Source organism: Lacibacter sp. H375, assembly GCF_037892425.1.
GTDB lineage: Bacteria > Bacteroidota > Bacteroidia > Chitinophagales > Chitinophagaceae > Lacibacter.
This window is the reverse complement of the sequence record NZ_JBBKTT010000001.1, coordinates 3665476-3684396: the sequence shown is the minus strand read 5'-3', so window position 1 is coordinate 3684396 and position 18921 is coordinate 3665476. Positions and strand designations below refer to the sequence as shown.

At 40.1% G+C, this 18921-nt stretch carries 11 protein-coding genes; 6 read left to right on the top strand and 5 right to left on the bottom strand.

The genetic code is table 11. From position 1 onward, the window contains the following. Nucleotides 1-4: 4 nt before the first annotated feature. From WG954_RS15775 to WG954_RS15755, 5 genes are all read right to left on the bottom strand, one after another. Complete coding sequence (locus WG954_RS15775) at nucleotides 5-787, bottom strand: DUF4397 domain-containing protein (RefSeq protein WP_340437658.1); 783 nt, start codon at nucleotides 785-787, stop codon at nucleotides 5-7. A gap of 19 nt (nucleotides 788-806) precedes the next feature. Next, the gene (locus WG954_RS15770; RefSeq protein WP_340437657.1) at nucleotides 807-2444 is read right to left on the bottom strand and encodes a SusD/RagB family nutrient-binding outer membrane lipoprotein; all 1638 of its coding nucleotides are present in this window, start codon (nucleotides 2442-2444) and stop codon (nucleotides 807-809) included. A gap of 11 nt (nucleotides 2445-2455) precedes the next feature. Continuing rightward, entirely contained in the window at nucleotides 2456-5602 is a 3147-nt protein-coding gene (locus WG954_RS15765; RefSeq protein WP_340437656.1) for a SusC/RagA family TonB-linked outer membrane protein, read from the bottom strand. 34 nt (nucleotides 5603-5636) lie between these two features. After that, nucleotides 5637-6386: a DeoR/GlpR family DNA-binding transcription regulator gene (locus WG954_RS15760; RefSeq protein ID WP_340437655.1), complete on the bottom strand. Its 750-nt coding sequence runs from the start codon at nucleotides 6384-6386 to the stop codon at nucleotides 5637-5639. 167 nt (nucleotides 6387-6553) lie between these two features. After that, nucleotides 6554-9058, bottom strand: a complete 2505-nt coding sequence (locus WG954_RS15755) for a M14 metallopeptidase family protein (RefSeq protein WP_340437653.1) — start codon at nucleotides 9056-9058, stop codon at nucleotides 6554-6556. Between the two features lie 133 nt (nucleotides 9059-9191). Here WG954_RS15755 and ggt point away from each other — a divergent pair, with 133 nt between their 5' ends. The 6 genes from ggt (at nucleotide 9192) to WG954_RS15725 (ending at nucleotide 18919) form a co-directional block, all read left to right on the top strand. After that, entirely contained in the window at nucleotides 9192-10877 is a 1686-nt protein-coding gene (gene ggt, locus WG954_RS15750; RefSeq protein ID WP_340437652.1) for a gamma-glutamyltransferase, read from the top strand. A gap of 103 nt (nucleotides 10878-10980) precedes the next feature. Then, nucleotides 10981-11508 carry a DUF1572 family protein gene (locus WG954_RS15745; protein ID WP_340437651.1) on the top strand — a complete coding sequence of 176 codons (528 nt, stop codon included), beginning with the start codon at nucleotides 10981-10983 and terminating at the stop codon, nucleotides 11506-11508. Then, complete coding sequence (locus tag WG954_RS15740) at nucleotides 11508-12545, top strand: aminotransferase class I/II-fold pyridoxal phosphate-dependent enzyme (protein ID WP_340437650.1); 1038 nt, start codon at nucleotides 11508-11510, stop codon at nucleotides 12543-12545. The genes WG954_RS15745 and WG954_RS15740 overlap by 1 nt, the downstream gene beginning before the upstream one ends. A gap of 33 nt (nucleotides 12546-12578) precedes the next feature. Continuing rightward, nucleotides 12579-13217 carry a porin family protein gene (locus WG954_RS15735; RefSeq protein WP_340437649.1) on the top strand — a complete coding sequence of 213 codons (639 nt, stop codon included), beginning with the start codon at nucleotides 12579-12581 and terminating at the stop codon, nucleotides 13215-13217. Between the two features lie 27 nt (nucleotides 13218-13244). Further along, nucleotides 13245-14132 (top strand): bestrophin family protein, encoded by an 888-nt coding sequence (locus tag WG954_RS15730; protein WP_340437647.1) that lies wholly within the window; start codon nucleotides 13245-13247, stop codon nucleotides 14130-14132. A gap of 209 nt (nucleotides 14133-14341) precedes the next feature. Beyond that, a complete protein-coding gene (locus tag WG954_RS15725; RefSeq protein ID WP_340437646.1) occupies nucleotides 14342-18919 on the top strand; it encodes a translocation/assembly module TamB domain-containing protein in 4578 nt (1525 codons plus the stop codon). Nucleotides 18920-18921: the final 2 nt, after the last annotated feature.

Sequence of the window (18921 nt, the reverse complement as noted above, 5' to 3'; positions counted from 1 at the left end):
TTTATTATTGGTTGTAGATAAGACTTATCAGTCGTCGTCGTGGCTCTGCTGTAGAAGTGGATGAAATAGAATAATATCCTCTTGCAATTACAGTAAACACCCGCTGGTTGGAAAGTGATGATGCATTTGCATACGTTACACGGTTTGTTGTTCCACCCGCCTCCCTTATAGCCCAGGTTGACGAAGCATTATTGGTTGGCAATACAAAGGAAGGGCTTACTCCCTTGTACGGAATAGCCGAAGCTACTTTTACCGTTCCGATGTATAAGTCAAGACCGCCGGGTGCATCAGGCATCATGTTTACAAATTTAAATCTTACATAACCGGAGTCAGGTGCTGTTAATGAATCCTCTACTAAAAGGCTGGTTGTAGTGGTGCTTGTATCAGCAAAATATAGAGAATATTTTTTCCCTGCTGTCAAGCTATGTTGTACAGAGGCTAACTGAAGTGAGTCTTCATTTGTACCAAACTTTGGCACGGCCACTGAAAATTTATTTTGCCCAGCTGTAGCACGCAGATAATCGGCAGTACTTCCACCACCTGTATTCAACCCCCCACCAGGAAATGGTGTAAACGTTGTAAGTACACTGCTTACCAACTGATCGTTAATCTTAATGTAAATACGTGGATTTGAACGGTAGAAAGAAGCAAACATCACTTTTACTTCCGCTTCATTGTCTTTTAGTTTATTTACTTCTGTTGTGTTGAGTTCATTTTTCTCGCATGATGTCAACAACATTAATACTGTTGTTGAAAAACATAAGAGTTGAATAATTCTGTTACGCATATTCAATAATTTATATTAGTTAAGGTAGACTGAACCACATTTCTTTTGTATGATAATCAACCGTCGTTCCGCCTATTCGAATTAATTCATCGAGGTTCCATACGTATTCTGAATTAAAACGAGGCCTGATACGATACGCCAGTCTGCCATTATTTGTGGAAGGGATAGCCGTTGGAACAATAAATCCTTTATACACTGGCTGCATAGTAACAGGATCATTATCGGTGTAATGATAACGACGCATATCTACCCATGTTTCAAGAAAACCCCAACCCCATAAAGCTATATATTTCTGCAGCATGATGTCGGTAAGTGTAAGTGTTGCGGCACTCGCTTTCACGTTTGCACTCGCTAAATAAGCTGAACGTTGTGTTGATGAGATAACAGTTGTATTGTAGATCGGTACATTGCTTCTTGGATAAGTTGAACGATTGATAAAATCAAAATGGCCGTTGATTCCATTCAGGTAAGCCTGGTATGCAACCGCATCTCCACCGCCTGCCTTTTTATATGCAGCTTCAGCTTTTATAAACTGTAACTCACTATATGACATCACAGGCGAAACGGCCTTGTCACGGAATAAATATTTACCACGTGAAGGATCGTAACGGCTTGCACTGGGGTTGGCATATAACGAGTCTCCAAAAGGTGTAGACACACGCTTATTAAGTGTGTTAGGATCAGCTAATCCGGGCTCAAGTGAGTAATACCCGCCATTGCCATTTGTTGTATCATTTGATGCACTGATCATGTGCCGCATTCTTGGGTCTCTGTTATAACCGGCAGCACTTCCTGCAAGCGTAGTTCCGTCAAGTAACTGAACGATCATTTTGGTTTGCCTGAATGAAGTAAGATTATCACGATAAGTTCCAAAGAAGTTTGTATCGTCATTTTTTGTTGCATCAAATGGCACCAAAAAATCGTCGTTGCCGTTTGTAAACGAACGGTCCACATAATAGATTACCGAATCTGCATTATAGGATGTCTTGTTGGTAACACGATGAAAGTTCTTAGCTAATAAGCCATTTACAAATTTTATCCACTTTGCAGTGCTGCCATCATACACAAAATCACCTCTTGACAGTAAAGAGTTAGATGGACTTAGATCAGTTCTTTGAAGGTAAATCAATGCAAGACGACATAATGAATCCACACCTCTATAAACAACATCCTGGTTGTCGTACTTAAACAAAGATGTATTTTCTTTAAAGGCTTCGGTGTAAATAATTTCGCCGTATTGATCAGTTGCCATCTGGAACATCATGGCTTTAAGAGCGTAGGCAGCACCAACATAGTCCCATTGTCCTTTTCGCTTACCATTATCAATAATATAATTCAGATTTGCACCTAAACCATAATAGCACTGACGCCAGATATCGCCTCCAATATCGGAGGGGTTTGGATAGTTCTGATGCCCATGAGTATCCCAGGCATTCGCTGCAGCATTTTGCGCAAAGTTTTGGATATACTTTGAAATGTAACGGGCATCAAACTGAGTACCCCTGGGAATACCCGAGAGCATTGCAGGAAATACCGACGATACATCTGGCTGCTGCGGTGTATCCGGATCAGCATTGATATCAAGATATTTCTTACAGCCTGTTGTATTGATCAACACAGCTGAAAGAAGAAGTATATGAAGAAGTTTCTTTTTCATGTTCAAAAGATTTAAAATTTAATAGCACAACCAAAGTTGAAACCACGTGGAATACTTAATGCTCCGTAATCGATACCTGCACCACCAAAACCACGGTTCGATGCAGTGTTAGCATTTACAGCAGGATCGGCTCCACTATAGTTTGTGATCATCAACAGATCTGTTCCCGTAAAATAGATCGAAGCTGATTTAATGAATTTTACACCTGAAAGCATTCTTGCAGGCAATGTGTAACGAAGAGTTACATCACGCAAGCGTGCCCAGTTTACATTTTCAACAAAATCTTCCTCAGTGGCAGCTGTTGTGCTTGAATAGAACGCTGAGTTATGCATAGGTGTAATAGATATCGTGTTCTTTGTTGGGTTGGCCGTATTTTCAAAACCATCCAGCAACACACCTTCAATTACACGTGGTTTATCACGATCAAGTGTTTTAACACTGTACCCGGTCAGGTAAAGAAAATATTCTGTTGCATTAAACACGTCTCCGCCTTTTCTGAAATCGATATTAAACGACAAGTCAAATTGCTTGTAACGTATCGAGTTAACCCAACCTATTTTGAAATCTGGTTGTCGGTCTCCTACTGTTTTGAAATCATTGTTACGAACAGGCAATCCTGTTGTTGGGCTTATCAACACTTGCCCTGCATTGTTTCTGCTAACAGTATTTGCTGCCATGTTTCCAATCTTAGCACCGGGAAAATATTGTGAGCGAAGATTTCCGAAAACCCATGTATCAGAATCGTAGTAAGTAGGTAAACTAGCAGGCATCGTTTTTACAGTACCAACATTGCGATCGAAGTTGATAGTTGTTTCCCACCTGAAATCTTTCGATTCAACTGGAGTACCAGACAGTTGCACCTCAATACCTTTATTTTCTACTTCTCCACCGTTAAACCATTTAATTACAAACCCTGTTCCGTAAGAAGCTCTCGCCGCCAGTATCTGGTTTTTGCTAAGCAAATGATAACGGGCAATATCCATACGGAGGCGCCCTTTAAACATTGAAAACTCCGCTCCGTATTCGAGATTGTTAGAACGTTCAGGTACCAGATCGAAATTGTTACCAGTAACATCATATGCAAAACCACCGCCTGTAGTGATCTGGCTGGTAAAACGATAGTCGATGATGTAGGGTGATGAAGGGCTTTTACCTGTTGTTGCATAAGAAATACGCCCTTTTGCAAGGTTGAGCCAAGGCAAAGCTTCTTTAACAGCAGGAATGTCGGATGCAACAAAACTGAGTGAAGAAGAGCCATAGTTAAAGAAAGGATCTTTATTTACAACTTTCGACATGAATGTTGAAGAACCCTCACGGCTTCCTGCTAATGAGAGATAAACGTATTTATAACCTAAAATATAGTTTCCAAAGAAACGCACTTTACGTACTTGTGAAATAGCAGTGCGTGCATCACGTGAAAGAGGGTCAGTATTATTAATACCGAGGAAGTCACGTTCGTAAAAGCGTTCCCCTTTTTGCGATTCAACTTTCGTATAGTTATTCTCTGTATAAAATCCAACTGTAAACGAGTTACTGAAATCACCAAACTTTTTGGTTGCAGTTGCTTTGAGTGTATTACTGAAGTTGCGTGTTGTTTGCTGGTACAAAGAATAAAAACCATTACCTGCAACACCAAAGCGTGATAGAGGATGAACAGCCAGTGTACCATATTGTGTGTAATAATCAATACCTGTAACAGCACCAAGGTTTAACCAACTTGTTACATCATAAGAAAGATTAAGGTTTCCTGTCAAGCGGTCAACCTTATCCATACCAGGATTTTTATAAACATCCCATAATGGATTATCATATTCCAATGAATAGTTTGTAATATTCCGCAGAGGGATTTTTGTACCATCTGGCTTTTGGAAATTACGAACGTCAGATGTTGTTGGCCATGTTAACAAAGTAAGCAAATATCCACCCGCACCTTTACTTGCCTTGGTTGTTGTATTTGTTACATAATTCATGCTGGTAGTCAACCGCAGTTTATTACCAATCTTTGTTGACCCCATTAAACGTGCTGAGAATTTTTCAAAACCTGTATTTGGTACTACACCTGTTTGGTCTGTATAGTTGGTCGAGAAACGGTAAGTAGCAATGTCACTTCCTCCTTCAACGTTTAGATTGTGTTGTTGCGTAAACCCGTTTTTGAAAAAATTCTCTGCATTATTGAATGTTGCAGTACCTGGTTCAATCTTAGGACCAAAAGCTGCAGGGATACCTGCACCTGCCGCAGAACCAAGTACAAGAAAGGGATTTGTTATATAATTAGGATCATAAATACCATTGTTTCCAAGCGTGTACATTTTTTGTACCTCAGGGAAACGGTACACATTCTCTACTCGAAACGAGTTATCATACGATACACTTGCTTTGCCTGATCTGCCTTTTCTTGTGGTGATCACAATTGCACCCGATGCACCATCTGCGCCATAAAGAGCCGTTGCTTCAGGTCCTTTTAAGATGGTAACATTTTCTATATCATCTGGATTAATATCCATCGCACGGTTGCCATAGTCGGAATTTCTGTTAGCAAAAGAAACCGAACCACCAACAAGATTTTCCTGGTTCAATGTTTGGTTATCGTAAGGGATTCCATCCACAACGAATAGAGGCTGGTTGTTACCACCAATAGATGTAGCACCACGTAGTACAATTTGTGAAGATGCACCCGGCACACCCGACGAAGGTGTTATTGTGGCACCTGCCACACGACCGGCAAGTGAGTTAATAAAGTTTTCACGGCGGGTATTAGCAATATCTTCCCCATCAACCACCTGTGTTGAATATCCAAGTGATTTCTTTTCTCTTCTGATACCATACGCCGTTACTACCACTTCGCCTAAGCTGCTTTTAGATGCACGAAGTGTAATTGTAAGCGTTGTGCTGGTACCTACCCTTACAGTTTGCTGTTCAAAACCAATGTAGCTTATAACTAACACGGCACCACTTGCCGCATTAATAGTAAACACACCCGATGCATTCGATGTTACAGAACGGTTAGTACCCCTTACCGAAATAGTAGCTCCCGGTAATGGAGTATTATCATCGGAAATGACAGTGCCTGTTATTGCTCTGTCTTGCCCGAAAACGAATACGGGTAACCAGAAAAACAGCAATAACAGCTTGTCTTTACATTGCAAGAGTTTTCTCATAATCTTTGTTTATTTGGTAGTTTAAGAATACACGTTATAAAACAGTAATTCCGGCTTGCCGGTAATCATTCAATCGTTTATCATCAGGCGACAGTTCCGTAATAAGATGTGTGATCTTATCCAACCCACAGATCCGTAATGGTTGCGAACTATTTAGCTTTTCCGATATACTCAAACACACTACTTTCTTTGAAGCTTCGATCATTTCACGTTTCAGGTTTGCAACTTCCCAATCATTTTCCGTTACACCACTTTTAATATCGATGGCATTAATTCCTAAAAAACAGATATCGGCATTAAGCTGACGTATTTTGCTGATGGCTTCAGAGCCACAAGTGATCTTTGAATCTTTAAGTAACTTATCACCAATCATCACAATATCTATCGAAGGATGTTTCAGGTATTCATTTACAGCGGGGATACTGCCTGTAATAAATGTTGCACGCAGTTGTGGTGGCAGCACTTTGGCCATTTCAACAATAGTGGTTCCACCTCCTGTTAAAACAAACATGCCATTAGTAACTAAAGACACTGCTTTTTGAGCAATGATTCGCTTATTTTCAGGAGAATATAAATGATCAGTTGAAAATTGTACTTCATTAAACGAAAGCGATAGGGCACCGCCGTGAACCTTAATTAATTTTTCTGCAGCTGAAAGTTCCTGCAAATCTCTTCGTATCGTATCTTCTGATACGTCCATGGTTTGGCATAGATCGTTTGACAAAACCTTGTTGTGAAGGTTTAGCTGATGCATGATGAAGGCATGTCGTTCTTTCTTAAGCAATGCTTTGGTTTTGGCGTGCAATAAATGTACTAAAATGCTGCATAAAACCGCACAAACTCTCAACAACTTGCAGGAATGTGGAAAACTATTGGCGAAAGCTTGACTTTGCAATAACAGAAAGCCCCGGCGATAATTCCTCTGGGCTTTCTGTTATTGAAATAAAGTACTTAATTAAAAAACACCGCATTACACAACATCAACTTCCCGTTTTCCCAGAAATTACGGAACATAATATCATCAGTGATATACACGACTGATCCACGACCAATGTTTTGTGCACCAAACAATAATCCATCTTTCAAACGGTCTTTGAGCTTAGAACCAACAAAACCTGCAAGCTGGCCTTCTTTCTTGATCACACCAACATTCCAACCGGTGTTATTAAAGAAGTCGAAAATGTTGTCATCCATTTTTAACGTGAAATAGTAATTAGGATAACCGAATGCCAATGGATGTGTATTATCTAGTTCAACTTTGTAAATAGACCCAGGTGTCATGTTACGCACAAAATCACGCTCACGATTTTCGAACGAACGTAATGGATCGTACGGATCTTTGCTTGCCACCTCATCTGTTTTCTTTGATTTCAAACCCCAATCTAACCTTGCGAATGAAGAAGCCGCACCTTCCAGCGCAATTACTTTACCCCCTTTGCTTACCCAATCTTTCAATTGATCAGCCGAAGCCTTATCAGCAAGGAAACGATAGTTACCATCGGGCATAATGATCACATCTGTTTGCTGCCAATTAATGCGACTGATATCATTTGCATATACCAACGAAACAGGATATTCCAATTGCTTATCGAAGAAATGCCATATCTCACCTGCTGCATTTCCATTCACACCTTCACCCGTAAGCAATACCACATTTTTAAATTTGATGGGAGTAACAAGATCACTCCCCAAATCACCACCGGCATCAACAAAACCTGTAGAAATAGGATAGGTTTTTACGTTTGCTGCATTAGCAGCATCAGCAACATGCTTCCACAATTGTGTTCCAAATGATTGGTTACTTGTTTTCATGACGATGATAGAACCACGATCAAATTTCTGTCCGCCAACTTCAAACGGCACATCAGTATAACGAAGCTTGATTCCTTTCTCCAGCAAATCACCTACCACTTTCGCACTTTGCACACTCTCCCACTTAATTACATATGCATATGCATCGGCAGAAGAATTATTTACCTGTGCAGGTTTTTGATACGCACTTGTGGTGATACGATCTTTTGAAGCAAAAGCCTGCAAGCCATATGCATAAGGTAAACTCCATGCAGTAATATCATAGGTTGCAGAATCGCTTAGTTTTGATTTTGGTTCAAACAACACTTGTACCATGGCAGAGCGAGGTTGAAAAGAACTGATCACGAGATCTCCATTGGCAACATTGAAACTTTCATCTTTGCCTGTAAAATAGTTGTAGCCTTTACCTGCACCTGAAGCAGTTCCGTATTCAATACCATTCTTATCGAGTAATTGTGTTAACGCAGCAATGCGATCGGCATCTTTTGCATTGTTCTTTATTACAAAGGTTTTGTATTCACCAAAACCACTGCTTACTCCTTTATTAAAAAACTTCCGGAACTCAGTGATGAGTTTGTTTGCATTAATGGAAGAAATTTCAACTGTGCTTAGTCCGGTTGTGAAATGATGTGTTGCTCTGTCTAACAGAGTTAAGGTATCACCTTCTTCTGTTAATGCAGTTGCACCACCTGCAGGTCCACCACCCTGTTCATAGGTCATACCTATAGCTCCATTGTATGTGGGATAGGTATCACCATAAGAAGGATAGAATAAATCGAAACGGAGTTTGGTGAAATACAACCAACCATTGGCGTCAAAGTATTTTGCGTGATTCTTACCAATAGTTGTTTGAAAATCACGTTGCCATTGTGTGATCACTTCATGAAAAGGTTCTGCTGCAGGAGCAAAATAATACGGTTCATTAATTCCCTGCTCATGATAATCCACATGTATCTGTGGCATCCATTGATTGTATAATTTCAACCGTTGCTGACTTTCAACCTGTGTCTGCCAGGCCCAGTCACGGTTCAAATCAAAATTGTAATGATTGGTTCTACCACCCGGCCATGGATCACGGTGCTCACGGGTATCCATACGTGGATTTGCATTTACACCCACAACAGAATTGAACCAGTTCACATAACGGTCACGGCCGTCAGGATTAATACAAGGATCCATCACCACAACTGTATTCTTCAACCATTCTTTTGTTTTTGTATTTGAAGGATCAACCAAAGCATACACCGTCATCAATGCTGCTTCACTGCTTGATGTTTCGTTTCCATGCACGTTATAACTCATCCATACAATTGCAGGTGCTGTTTCATTTGGTGCCGCCTTGTCTTTTGTAAGATTTGCAAGTCGTAAATTGTTTACACGAATGGCTTCAAGGTTGCCCATGTTTTCTTCTGAAGAAATAAATGCAACCATCAACGGACGGCCTTCATTTGTTTGACCGTACTGCTGGAGCTTTACTGTTTTTGGCGCATTTGCCGCTACATGCTGAAAATAGCTCACCACTTTCCAGTGAGGCGTGTACCGTGTGCCAATCTTATAACCAAGAAACTGTTCAGGACTTTGCACTTGCGCCATTGCTGTTACGGAAATGCACAGCGCAATTAACAGGGAAAGATTATTTCTCATACTTTAAATTATGGTTGCAAATTTAAAAAAGCGACCAACATAGAGTCAGCCGCTTATCATACAGTTGGTTTAATTTATGCCTAAGATAAGTGGAGTTACCCAGTAAAAAATTAATTTCGGTAAAATTAAGTTCATGAGAAAACTGGTTGCCATAGTTCTGTTGATTGCATGCTTTCCATCAATTGCGCAATACAATCCTTACAATTATACAATTGAAAAGAAAATAAGCGGCGGTAAGGCTGCAGTTGTAAGCGCTCACCCACTTGCAAGTAAAGTAGGTGTTTTAATTATGAAGAAAGGCGGTAATGCATTTGATGCGGCTATTGCCACACAATTAGCACTGGCAGTAGTATACCCGGGAGCTGGCAATATTGGTGGTGGTGGTTTTATGGTAGCTGTAACAAGTAAAGGTGAACAGTTAGCTCTCGATTACCGGGAGAAAGCTCCCGGCGCTGCAGGCAGAGACATGTATATTGATAAAGATGGTAATGCTCAAACTGAACTGAGCCAGAATGGTCATTTAGCATCAGGTGTACCGGGTACTGTGGCCGGTTTGTTCTCAGCACATGCGTACGCAATACTTCCGTTTAAACAGCTAATACAACCGGCCATTGATCTGGCAGAAAAAGGTTTTGTGATCACTGAATCAGAAGCAAGAAGTTTAAATAATACAATGGGCGAATTTGTGCGTTACAGTACAAAATCATCAGCCTTTATAAAATATGGAGGATGGAAAGCAGGCGATACGCTCATTCAAAAAGAATTAAGCAATACACTCAAACGCATACGTGATTTTGGGCAGAAAGGATTTTACGAAGGAGAAACTGCACGGTTGATTGTGGCCGAAATGAAACGTGGTGCAGGTTTTATTACGTTAGCCGATCTTAAGAACTATAAAACGGCAAAACGTGTAGCAATGGTATCAAAGTATAAAGACTATACAATTGTTGGTATGCCACTAGTTAGTAGCGGCGGCATTTTAATTCAACAGATGATGGGCATGGTGGAGAACAGAAATATTGGTCAATACGGCTTTCATTCATGGCAGGCTGTTCAGTTAATGATCGAAGCAGAACGCAGGGCTTATGCCGACCGTGCAGAATTTTTAGGCGATAAAGATTTTGTGAAAGTGCCCGTGAAAAAGCTTACTTCAGCTTCTTACTTACAGCAACGGATGAGCGATTTTGAATTTGGCAAAGCCGGAAATAGTAAAACAACGGGGCATGGTAATGTGAACCCCCAGAGTGAAGAAACCACTCATCTATCTGTGTATGATGCGATGGGTAATGCCGTTTCAGTTACTACAACACTAAATGGTGGCTATGGAAGCAGAACAGTTGTTGCTGGTGCGGGTTTTATATTGAATAATGAGATGGATGATTTCAGTATAAAACCAGGCGTACCAAATATGTACGGTGCATTAGGAACTGAAGCCAACGCCATTGCCCCAAACAAACGCATGCTGAGTTCTATGACGCCTACTATTGTTTTGAAAAATGGGAAACCCTATTTGATCGTTGGTTCTCCTGGAGGAACAACTATTCCTACACAAGTTTACCAGGTATTGTTGAACATACTGGAGTTTAATATGAGTCTTGAAGATGCGGTTTGGAAACCTCGTTTCCATCACCAATGGCTGCCCGATGTAGTGTATGTTGAGAAAGCCTTCCCGATGGAGTTACGAACAAAACTGGAAGAGATGGGCTATAAAATTACTGAGCGTGGTAATATTGGTCGCTTTGAAGCAATTAAGGTTATAAACGGAGTTGTTGAAGCAGTTGCTGATAACCGTGGCGATGATCATGCAGAAGGATATTGACCGTAAAGGAACAAGATGAAAACCCAAAAGCCAAAAAACAAAATACAAAGCACAAGTTGCTATATTAAATCAGAAATCAAACATCCTAAATCATATATCTGAAATGTCTTTAGCAGAAACCTTTTTATCATCTTACATTAAACGCAGCACTTACTACAAAGAGCTGGCCGATAAAACATTTGCACAATTAAACGAAGCAGATTTTCATTATCAACCAAATGAAGCAAGCAACAGCATTGCCATCATCATTCAGCATATTGTTGGTAACATGCTTAGTCGCTTCACAAACTTTTTAACAGACGATGGAGAAAAAGAATGGCGCAACCGTGATATTGAATTTGAAGAACAGCAATTGAGCAAAGAAGCCTTGCTGAAAAGATGGGAAGAAGGTTGGGCATGTTATCTCTACGCTGTAAAAAATCTTACTGCAGATGATCTGCTGAAAACAATCACCATCAGAAGCGAAGAACTTTCGGTTGTTGATGCTCTTAATCGTCAGCTGGCACACTATCCCTACCATGTTGGACAAATCGTTTACATTGGACGCATGATAAAAGATAAGCAGTGGCAAAGCCTCTCAATACCAAAAGGCCAATCACAACAATTCAATGATCAAATGCAAAAACCTTAATGGTTACTTTATCACAAGCACCGGGCAGAACAACCATCATTGATGGAAAAGAACACTTGTTTTTTTCGGGCTACTCCTATTTGGGTTTGGGATTGAACAGAACGTTTACTGATCTTGTAAAAAAAGGCATTGATCTGTATGGTGTGGTTTATCCGTCATCACGCATTTCCAATACAGCACTTGATCTCTATGCAAAAATGGAAGAGCAATTGGCTGCATTTACATCAACACAAGATGCTGCTGTTTTTTCTTCAGGTTTTTTATCTGCACGCACAGCAGTTGATGTGGTTAGTGAGGAAATGAAAGTTTATTGTTTGCCACATACCCACCCCGCTTCATCCGCATTACCGGGCATTATTAAAATACCTGATAAACTATCATGGCAACAATTCCTGGATGAATGTGCTGCGGCGGGTGAATTTCAATTTGCTGTTGCTGCCGACAGCATCAACCCAACTCCCGGTCACATCAATGATTTTTCATTTCTTGCTTCTACACCAACAAACTTCAACATCACACTCATTGTTGATGATTCGCATGGCATTGGCTGGCTGGGGAATAATGGAAAAGGCATTGCTTCATTATTAAACCTGCCTTCACATTTCGATCTGTTGCTGAATTTCTCTTTATCAAAAGCATTTCATATTAACGGTGGCGCAATTACCGGCTCACGGAAATGGATAGCCGCTGTGCGAAGGCATGTGAACTTTGCCACCAGCACTCCGTTAATGCCTTCCTTAGCTTATGCCTGGACCGAAGCAGGTGATTTATTCACTCAACAACGGGAAATATTGCTGCAAAACATTGAATACTTGCAAAAACTCACAACAAACGATACATTTGTGGCCGGTGAAGGAACTCCTGTATTTGTAGTAGCGAAAAAAGGCATCGCTCCGTACCTGTTACAGAACAATATTATCATATCTTCATTCGGCTATCCTCATCCTGAAAGCGACCCGGTAAACCGGGTTGTTGTGAATGCCCTCCATTTAAGATCCGATCTTGAGAGACTTGCTCAGCTAATTGAGCAGTATTAACCCATTGCGGCAATCACTAAATTAACTTATAACATGAAATCGTTCTTTCTATTGCTTACTTTCTGTACCGTTATTTCGTCTGTTACTAAATCTCAAGGTCTTGGTAAAATATACTATGGTGTACGAGGTGGTTATGGCTATGTCCTTTCTGCTTACACTGTAACCAAAACTGAAGGCACACATGGCGGCAATGCCGGAGTAATGATGAAGATCCCTTTTGACAACCGCCTGTTCTTTACGCCACAAGTCGATTTTAATTACCGTGGCATGAAAGCAAAAACATTAGTGCCCAATGAATTCAGCAAAGTAAACGAGCTGCAATTCAGAGTAATGCCACTGGTGCAAATCGATTTTAAACATCCTGACAGAAATGAAAACACGTTGTTCATCAGCACAGGTCCATCATTAGGCTTTGGCTTACTTGGAAAGCAGACCAAACAAGATCAAAACGGCAGCCCTGTTGACAGAGATCTGCATTATGGTTTTACACGCTACGGCCAGTTTGATGCTGAGTGGCATCTGGGCCTTGGATATGAAACCACGAACGGGCTTCGTTTATTACTTAACTACTCTCATGGCTTGAGCAATATGATCAATACAAATGATGCAGGCAATTTAAGATACAGAACAATCAGTGCAGGAATTGGTTATTGGTTCGGAAAGAAAAAGTAAGAACTTTGTCGCTTACCAGTTACTGTTATGATCAGGTATAATCCCAAAGAGTGGTTCACGTTCATATTCCGGTTACATAAATCGGATACCATCCGTAAGTTGTCGCCATTGCTGTTCGGCATAGCTGTTTATTCTGCTGTTATTGCTGTGCTTGAAGTGGAAGTTTTCAATCTTTCCGACAACAATCATCTCAAGAATATCCCCATGATGCATAGCCTGCTGGGCTTTGCAATTTCAATGTTACTTGTGTTTCGTACCAATACTGCCTATGACCGTTGGTGGGAAGGTCGTAAACTCTGGGGGGCACTTGTAAACAACAGTCGCAACTTGTCTATTAAGCTTGCTGCCATTCTGAAAGAAGACGATAAGAATAACCGGATGTTCTTCAGCAGCAGTATTCCTTTCTATGCATACAGCTTAATGAACCATTTGCAGCAGGAGTCAACAAAAACCGCTTTGTTTGATGAGGATGATCATGGGCATCTGTTGGCAACTATTGATCAGGGAAAACACATTCCTAACCAGATAGCAGCACAACTCTTTAAACGGGTGTACTTGCTGCATCAGCAGGGAAAAATTACGGGTGACGAGTTGATCATACTCAATGCAGAGCTGCAATCATTTGCCGAAATATGCGGCGCCTGCGAGCGCATTAAAAATACCCCCATCCCTTTTTCATACAGTGTGTTCATTAAGAAATTTATCTTCTTCTATGTAATGACACTCCCTTTTGGTTATGTGTTTACCATGGGCTATTACGTAATTCCGGTTGTAACATTTGTGTTTTACGTATTGGCCAGTCTTGAATTGGTAGCTGAAGAAATTGAAGATCCGTTTGGTATTGATGCCAACGATCTGCCAATGGAAAAAATCGCCTCCAACATAAAAAAACACGTACAGGAAATCCTGCATTAAGATTTTGGGGCTTTTAACACGCAAGCTGCAATATCACCCAGCATTTTTTGTTTTGTTAATAGTGGTATTGAATTTGCCGTAACAGGCCGAATGGTTACTTTTACAGATCGAATACCTTGGCTAGAAAAATCTTAAAAATACTAACCCGCACTTTACTTGTCCTGTTCCTGCTTCTGGTAGCGGTGTGGTTGCTTGTTCAAACAAGTTTCATGCAAAACTGGCTTAGCAGAAAAGCTGCGAAATGGCTGGCAAATGAATTAAAGACGGAAGTTTCGGTTAAGCATGTGGATTTTGCTTTGTTTGACAAGGCGCTAATTGAGGGCGTCTTGGTGAAAGATCAAAATAAAGACACGCTTGCCTACATTGGCCGGCTTAGTACCAATCTTGCTGATTGGTTTTTTCTGAATGATAAGATTGAGCTCAAGTATATTGGTCTTGAACAAACGCACTTGTTTGCCCACCGTACAGACAGTGTTTGGAACTACCAGTTCCTTATCGATTATTTTTCATCTCCTAAAAAATCATCGGGTAAGAAATCACAAACAGAGCTTGACCTGAAAAAGGTTGAACTAAAAAATATTACTATTATTCAGAAAGATGAATGGCTCGGACAAACAATGTCGGGAAAATTAGGTTACCTGCTTGTTGATCTTAAAACATTTGATGTCCCGAAAAAAATCATTGAAGCCGAAACAATAGAAATAACCTTACCCTACTTTTCTATTAACAAGTATATAGGAAAAAGAGCAAAACGGGCAAGTAAACCAGACAGTGCTTATCACACAGGTGAAGTTATTGTGCAACATTGGAATGAAGCCGGATGGAAAATGAGTGCTAAGAGTTTGAAAATTGACGACGGTGAATTCAGGATCGATAATCTCACAGAGCGTGAACCGTTCGAATATTTTGATGGTGCTCATCTTCGTTTTACAAAGTTGAACGGGCAGTTTAAAAATGTACAGTTCATTGGCGACAGTTTAACAGCAAATATTCAACTCACAGCAAAAGAAAGAAGTGGATTTGAAGTAAAACAGCTTGATGCCGATTTCCTGTTTTACCCCCAGGGAATGGAGTTTAAAAACTTAACTGCCCGAACCAACAAGAGCAGGTTAAGTAATTTTTTTGCAATGCGGTTTGAGCAATTTGAGCACGACATGAGTGAGTTTATAACGCATGTACGCATGGAAGGTGAGTTTGAAAACAGCGAGTTACATAGTGATGATATAGCATTCTTTGCTCCCGTGTTAAAAGACTGGAATGACAAGATCAGTATTAAAGGAAAAGTAAGAGGCACAGTTGACCATTTGAAGGGTACCGATATTGTCATCAACACATTAAGGCAAACAGTACTTGACGGAAGCTTTACAATGGATGGTCTTCCCGATATCAATAACACCTTTCTAGATCTGAAGGCAAACAGGCTGCAAACTTCCTATGAAGACGCAGCATCAATTTATCCGCCAATTCGAAAAATAACTTACCCCGCTATTTCCAAGATAAGTTATCTCAATTTTGCCGGATCATTCACAGGTTTCTTTAAAGATTTTGTAACCTACGGCACACTACAAACAAATCTTGGTATGCTCGTAACCGATATTAACCTGAAGCTTCCAGATAAAAGTGAACCTATCTATTCGGGCAAGATCAAAACAAATGGTTTTGCATTGGGCACTTTTATTAAAGATCCATTGTTTGGAACAATAGTAATGGATGGCTCGCTGAAAGGTCGTGGCTTTAATCCAAAAACATTGTTTGCGGAAGTTGATGGCAATATCCAGGCATTTTATCTCGATGGATATACTTACAGAAATATTACTGCAAAAGGTGTTTACGAGAAAAGAAAGTTTGATGGTTCCTTTCTTGTTAATGACAGTAACCTTTCGGTTAACTTAACAGGGATGGTGAACTTAAGCAAAGACACTCCGAGTTATAATCTTACAGGTGATGTATACAATATTAACTTCAAGGAACTTGGCCTTACAAAAACAAAGCTTCGTTTAAAGTCATTTGTTAATCTTGATTTTAAAGGAAAAACAATTGACGATTTTCTTGGCACTGCTAACCTGCAAAATGCAGTATTGACAAACGACACCAATCAACTTTCATTCGATTATTTTTCACTCTCTTCAATTATTGTTGATGGCAAAAAACAATTAGCTGCACGCAGCAATGAAGCAGATGTGAACATTGTTGGTAATTTTAACATCCTTGATCTCCCTAACACAGCTTTATCTTTTTTAAATATTTATTTCCCCGCCTATATTCCACAACCAAAGAGACAGGTAAAGAACCAGGATTTTGCATTTGATATAACTACAAGGAATATTGCTGAGTACATTGACATGCTCAATATACCTGTAACAGGATTCAACAACAGTATCATAAAAGGCCGTATAAGCACAAATGAAAGCTCATTCAATCTGCAAACCGATGTACCTGAGTTTAAATACAAGGACATCGGTTTTAACAGCATTGCTATTACTGCTACCGGCGATTATAAGAAACTGGATCTGAAAGGTGCAATCAGCGAAGTAATTTTTAATGACAGTCTTAGTTTGCCACAAACAACTTTTACTGTTACTGCTGCAAATGATACAGGTTCGGTGAACATACGCACAAGAGCATCGCAAACATTGAAAGATGCGAACCTGAATGCAAAGATCAAAACCAACAGAGATGGTGTTGAAATTGTATTCCAACCCTCTACCTTAGTCATTAACGATAAGGTATGGAATATTGAAGACAAGAGCGATCTGTTCATAGGTAAGAAAATGATCCATTCCGAAAGCATCAAACTTGAATCGGGAAATGAATCGATCAAAGCTTATACTAAGTTTTCAGAGACAGGTACAACCGAAGATTTTGTGGTTGAACTTAATAACGTGCACCTCGAAGATGTAATGCCATATGTTTTAAAAGATCCCCGGCTTGAAGGACAGGTAACAGGACAAATAAACGTTGTTAATCCATATGGTAAAATCAGGATCGACGCAGATCTAAATGCAGAACGTTTCCGTTTTAATAATGATTCGATTGGCGTAGTGAAGATCACGGGTAATTATAACGTTGAAACAGGTGAGATAAATTCAAACATTGTTTCTGATAATCCGTTATATGAATTTTTGAGCAGTGGAAGAATCAATATCAAAGATCCAAAGAACCCCACCATTGACCAGGTGATTGATGCAAAGAATCTGAAGTTGAGTATTCTTGAAAAGTATCTTTCTGTTATTATGACGGATATGAAAGGTGTAGCAAATGGAGTAATCCGTTTGCAAGGAAATGCCAGTGCTCCAGACCTGATTGGTAATGTAAAATTAAGTGACGCATCTTTTGTGCTTGACTATACCAAGTGCCGTTATAAAATGAACGAAGGTGCTGAGATCATTTTCAAAGAAGGAGAAATTGATTTCGGCCGTCTGATTCTTACAGATACTGCTAACCGCACCGCTACTTTTTCGGGAAAAATGTATCACCAGTTTTTCAAGAAGATGGCATTTAATATGGAGTTTCATGCAAATGACACAAGGCGTGGTTTTCTTGTTTTGAATACAACTAAAAGAGATAACAGTCTTTTCTATGGACATGTTGTTGCTGATGCCAGCGGCACTATCAGAGGAGAAGTTGATAACATTGTAATGAAGTTTAGGGGAACTCCTACAGATAGTTCTAAAGTTTATCTGCCCACATCTGATTCCCGTGTAACCGGAACTGCTGATTTTATTGTGTTCCGCCAATATGGTAAAGAGATGAAGGTTGAATCGAAAGTAAAAGAATCTTCAAACCTCACCGTTGATCTTGATGTATTTCCAAATCCTCTTGCAAAAATTTATTTGATTCTTGATGAAGCCACAAATGATATCATCGAAGGACAGGGTGATGGCAATCTAAACATCAGGGTTAGCACCAACGAAGGCACGTCTATGAGTGGCCGTTACAACATCACCAAAGGACGTTATACGTTTAACTGGCAGGCCCTCATTAAAAAGCAATTTATCATTAACAATGGAGTTGTTGAGTGGAATGGTGATCCCTACAACGCACGCATTAATATTGATGCCCGTTATGAAATTGACAGGGTTGCTTTGCCTGCTGATCTTTGCAGCAGCAACGAGCAAAACTCTTTAACAGTAATCAGTAATCTTTCAGGTTCATTATCAAACCCGGTTATCTCATTTCGTTTTGAATTACCGCAAGGACATCCCTGTCGTACCAACCCTATTACGATGAGTGGTTTCCAACGGATGTACAGCAATCCGAATGAACTAAACAACCAGGTCTTCTCATTGCTGGTGTTTAATCAATTCCTGAGTAACAATGCAAATGCTGCAAATGCTATTGGTGGAATAGGCACAAGCGTTGCAGGTACGCTTACCGAGTTTTTAGCACAACAGGTACAATCGGGTCTCGGTATTATTTTAAAGAATATCCCAGGCATTAACAAGTTGAACCTCGACCCATACGTAACATTTACACCAGGATTAATTTCAGGCACAGATGCTGAAACACAAAATTTTGGCGGCACCAGCAGGTTTGGTGTAACCAAACGTTTATTAAATGGTAAACTAATTTTAAAAGCCGGTGGTTCCCTATTAGTAAACACAGGACAAAACACGCCTATTCAAAATAATAATCAGCTAACGCCTGACTTTACCCTGGAATGGCTACTTACTCCCGATGGCAAACTCCGCTTAATCGGTTTTTACCGCAGTGTGTACGATGTGCAATGGCGTGCAGCAAACAGAACCGGTATCAGTTTCTCTTATGTGAGAGATTTTGAATTCTGATC

Excerpts from the sequence above, each read along its gene's own strand:
- WG954_RS15775 (WP_340437658.1), bottom strand. The coding sequence starts at position 787 with ATGCGTAACAGAATTATTCAACTCTTATGTTTTTCAACAACAGTATTA.
- WG954_RS15770 (WP_340437657.1), bottom strand. The coding sequence starts at position 2,444 with ATGAAAAAGAAACTTCTTCATATACTTCTTCTTTCAGCTGTGTTGATC.
- WG954_RS15765 (WP_340437656.1), bottom strand. The coding sequence starts at position 5,602 with ATGAGAAAACTCTTGCAATGTAAAGACAAGCTGTTATTGCTGTTTTTC.
- WG954_RS15755 (WP_340437653.1), bottom strand. The coding sequence starts at position 9,058 with ATGAGAAATAATCTTTCCCTGTTAATTGCGCTGTGCATTTCCGTAACA.
- ggt (WP_340437652.1), top strand. The coding sequence starts at position 9,192 with ATGAGAAAACTGGTTGCCATAGTTCTGTTGATTGCATGCTTTCCATCA.
- WG954_RS15745 (WP_340437651.1), top strand. The coding sequence starts at position 10,981 with ATGTCTTTAGCAGAAACCTTTTTATCATCTTACATTAAACGCAGCACT.
- WG954_RS15740 (WP_340437650.1), top strand. The coding sequence starts at position 11,508 with ATGGTTACTTTATCACAAGCACCGGGCAGAACAACCATCATTGATGGA.
- WG954_RS15735 (WP_340437649.1), top strand. The coding sequence starts at position 12,579 with ATGAAATCGTTCTTTCTATTGCTTACTTTCTGTACCGTTATTTCGTCT.
- WG954_RS15730 (WP_340437647.1), top strand. The coding sequence starts at position 13,245 with ATGATCAGGTATAATCCCAAAGAGTGGTTCACGTTCATATTCCGGTTA.
- WG954_RS15725 (WP_340437646.1), top strand. The coding sequence starts at position 14,342 with ATGCAAAACTGGCTTAGCAGAAAAGCTGCGAAATGGCTGGCAAATGAA.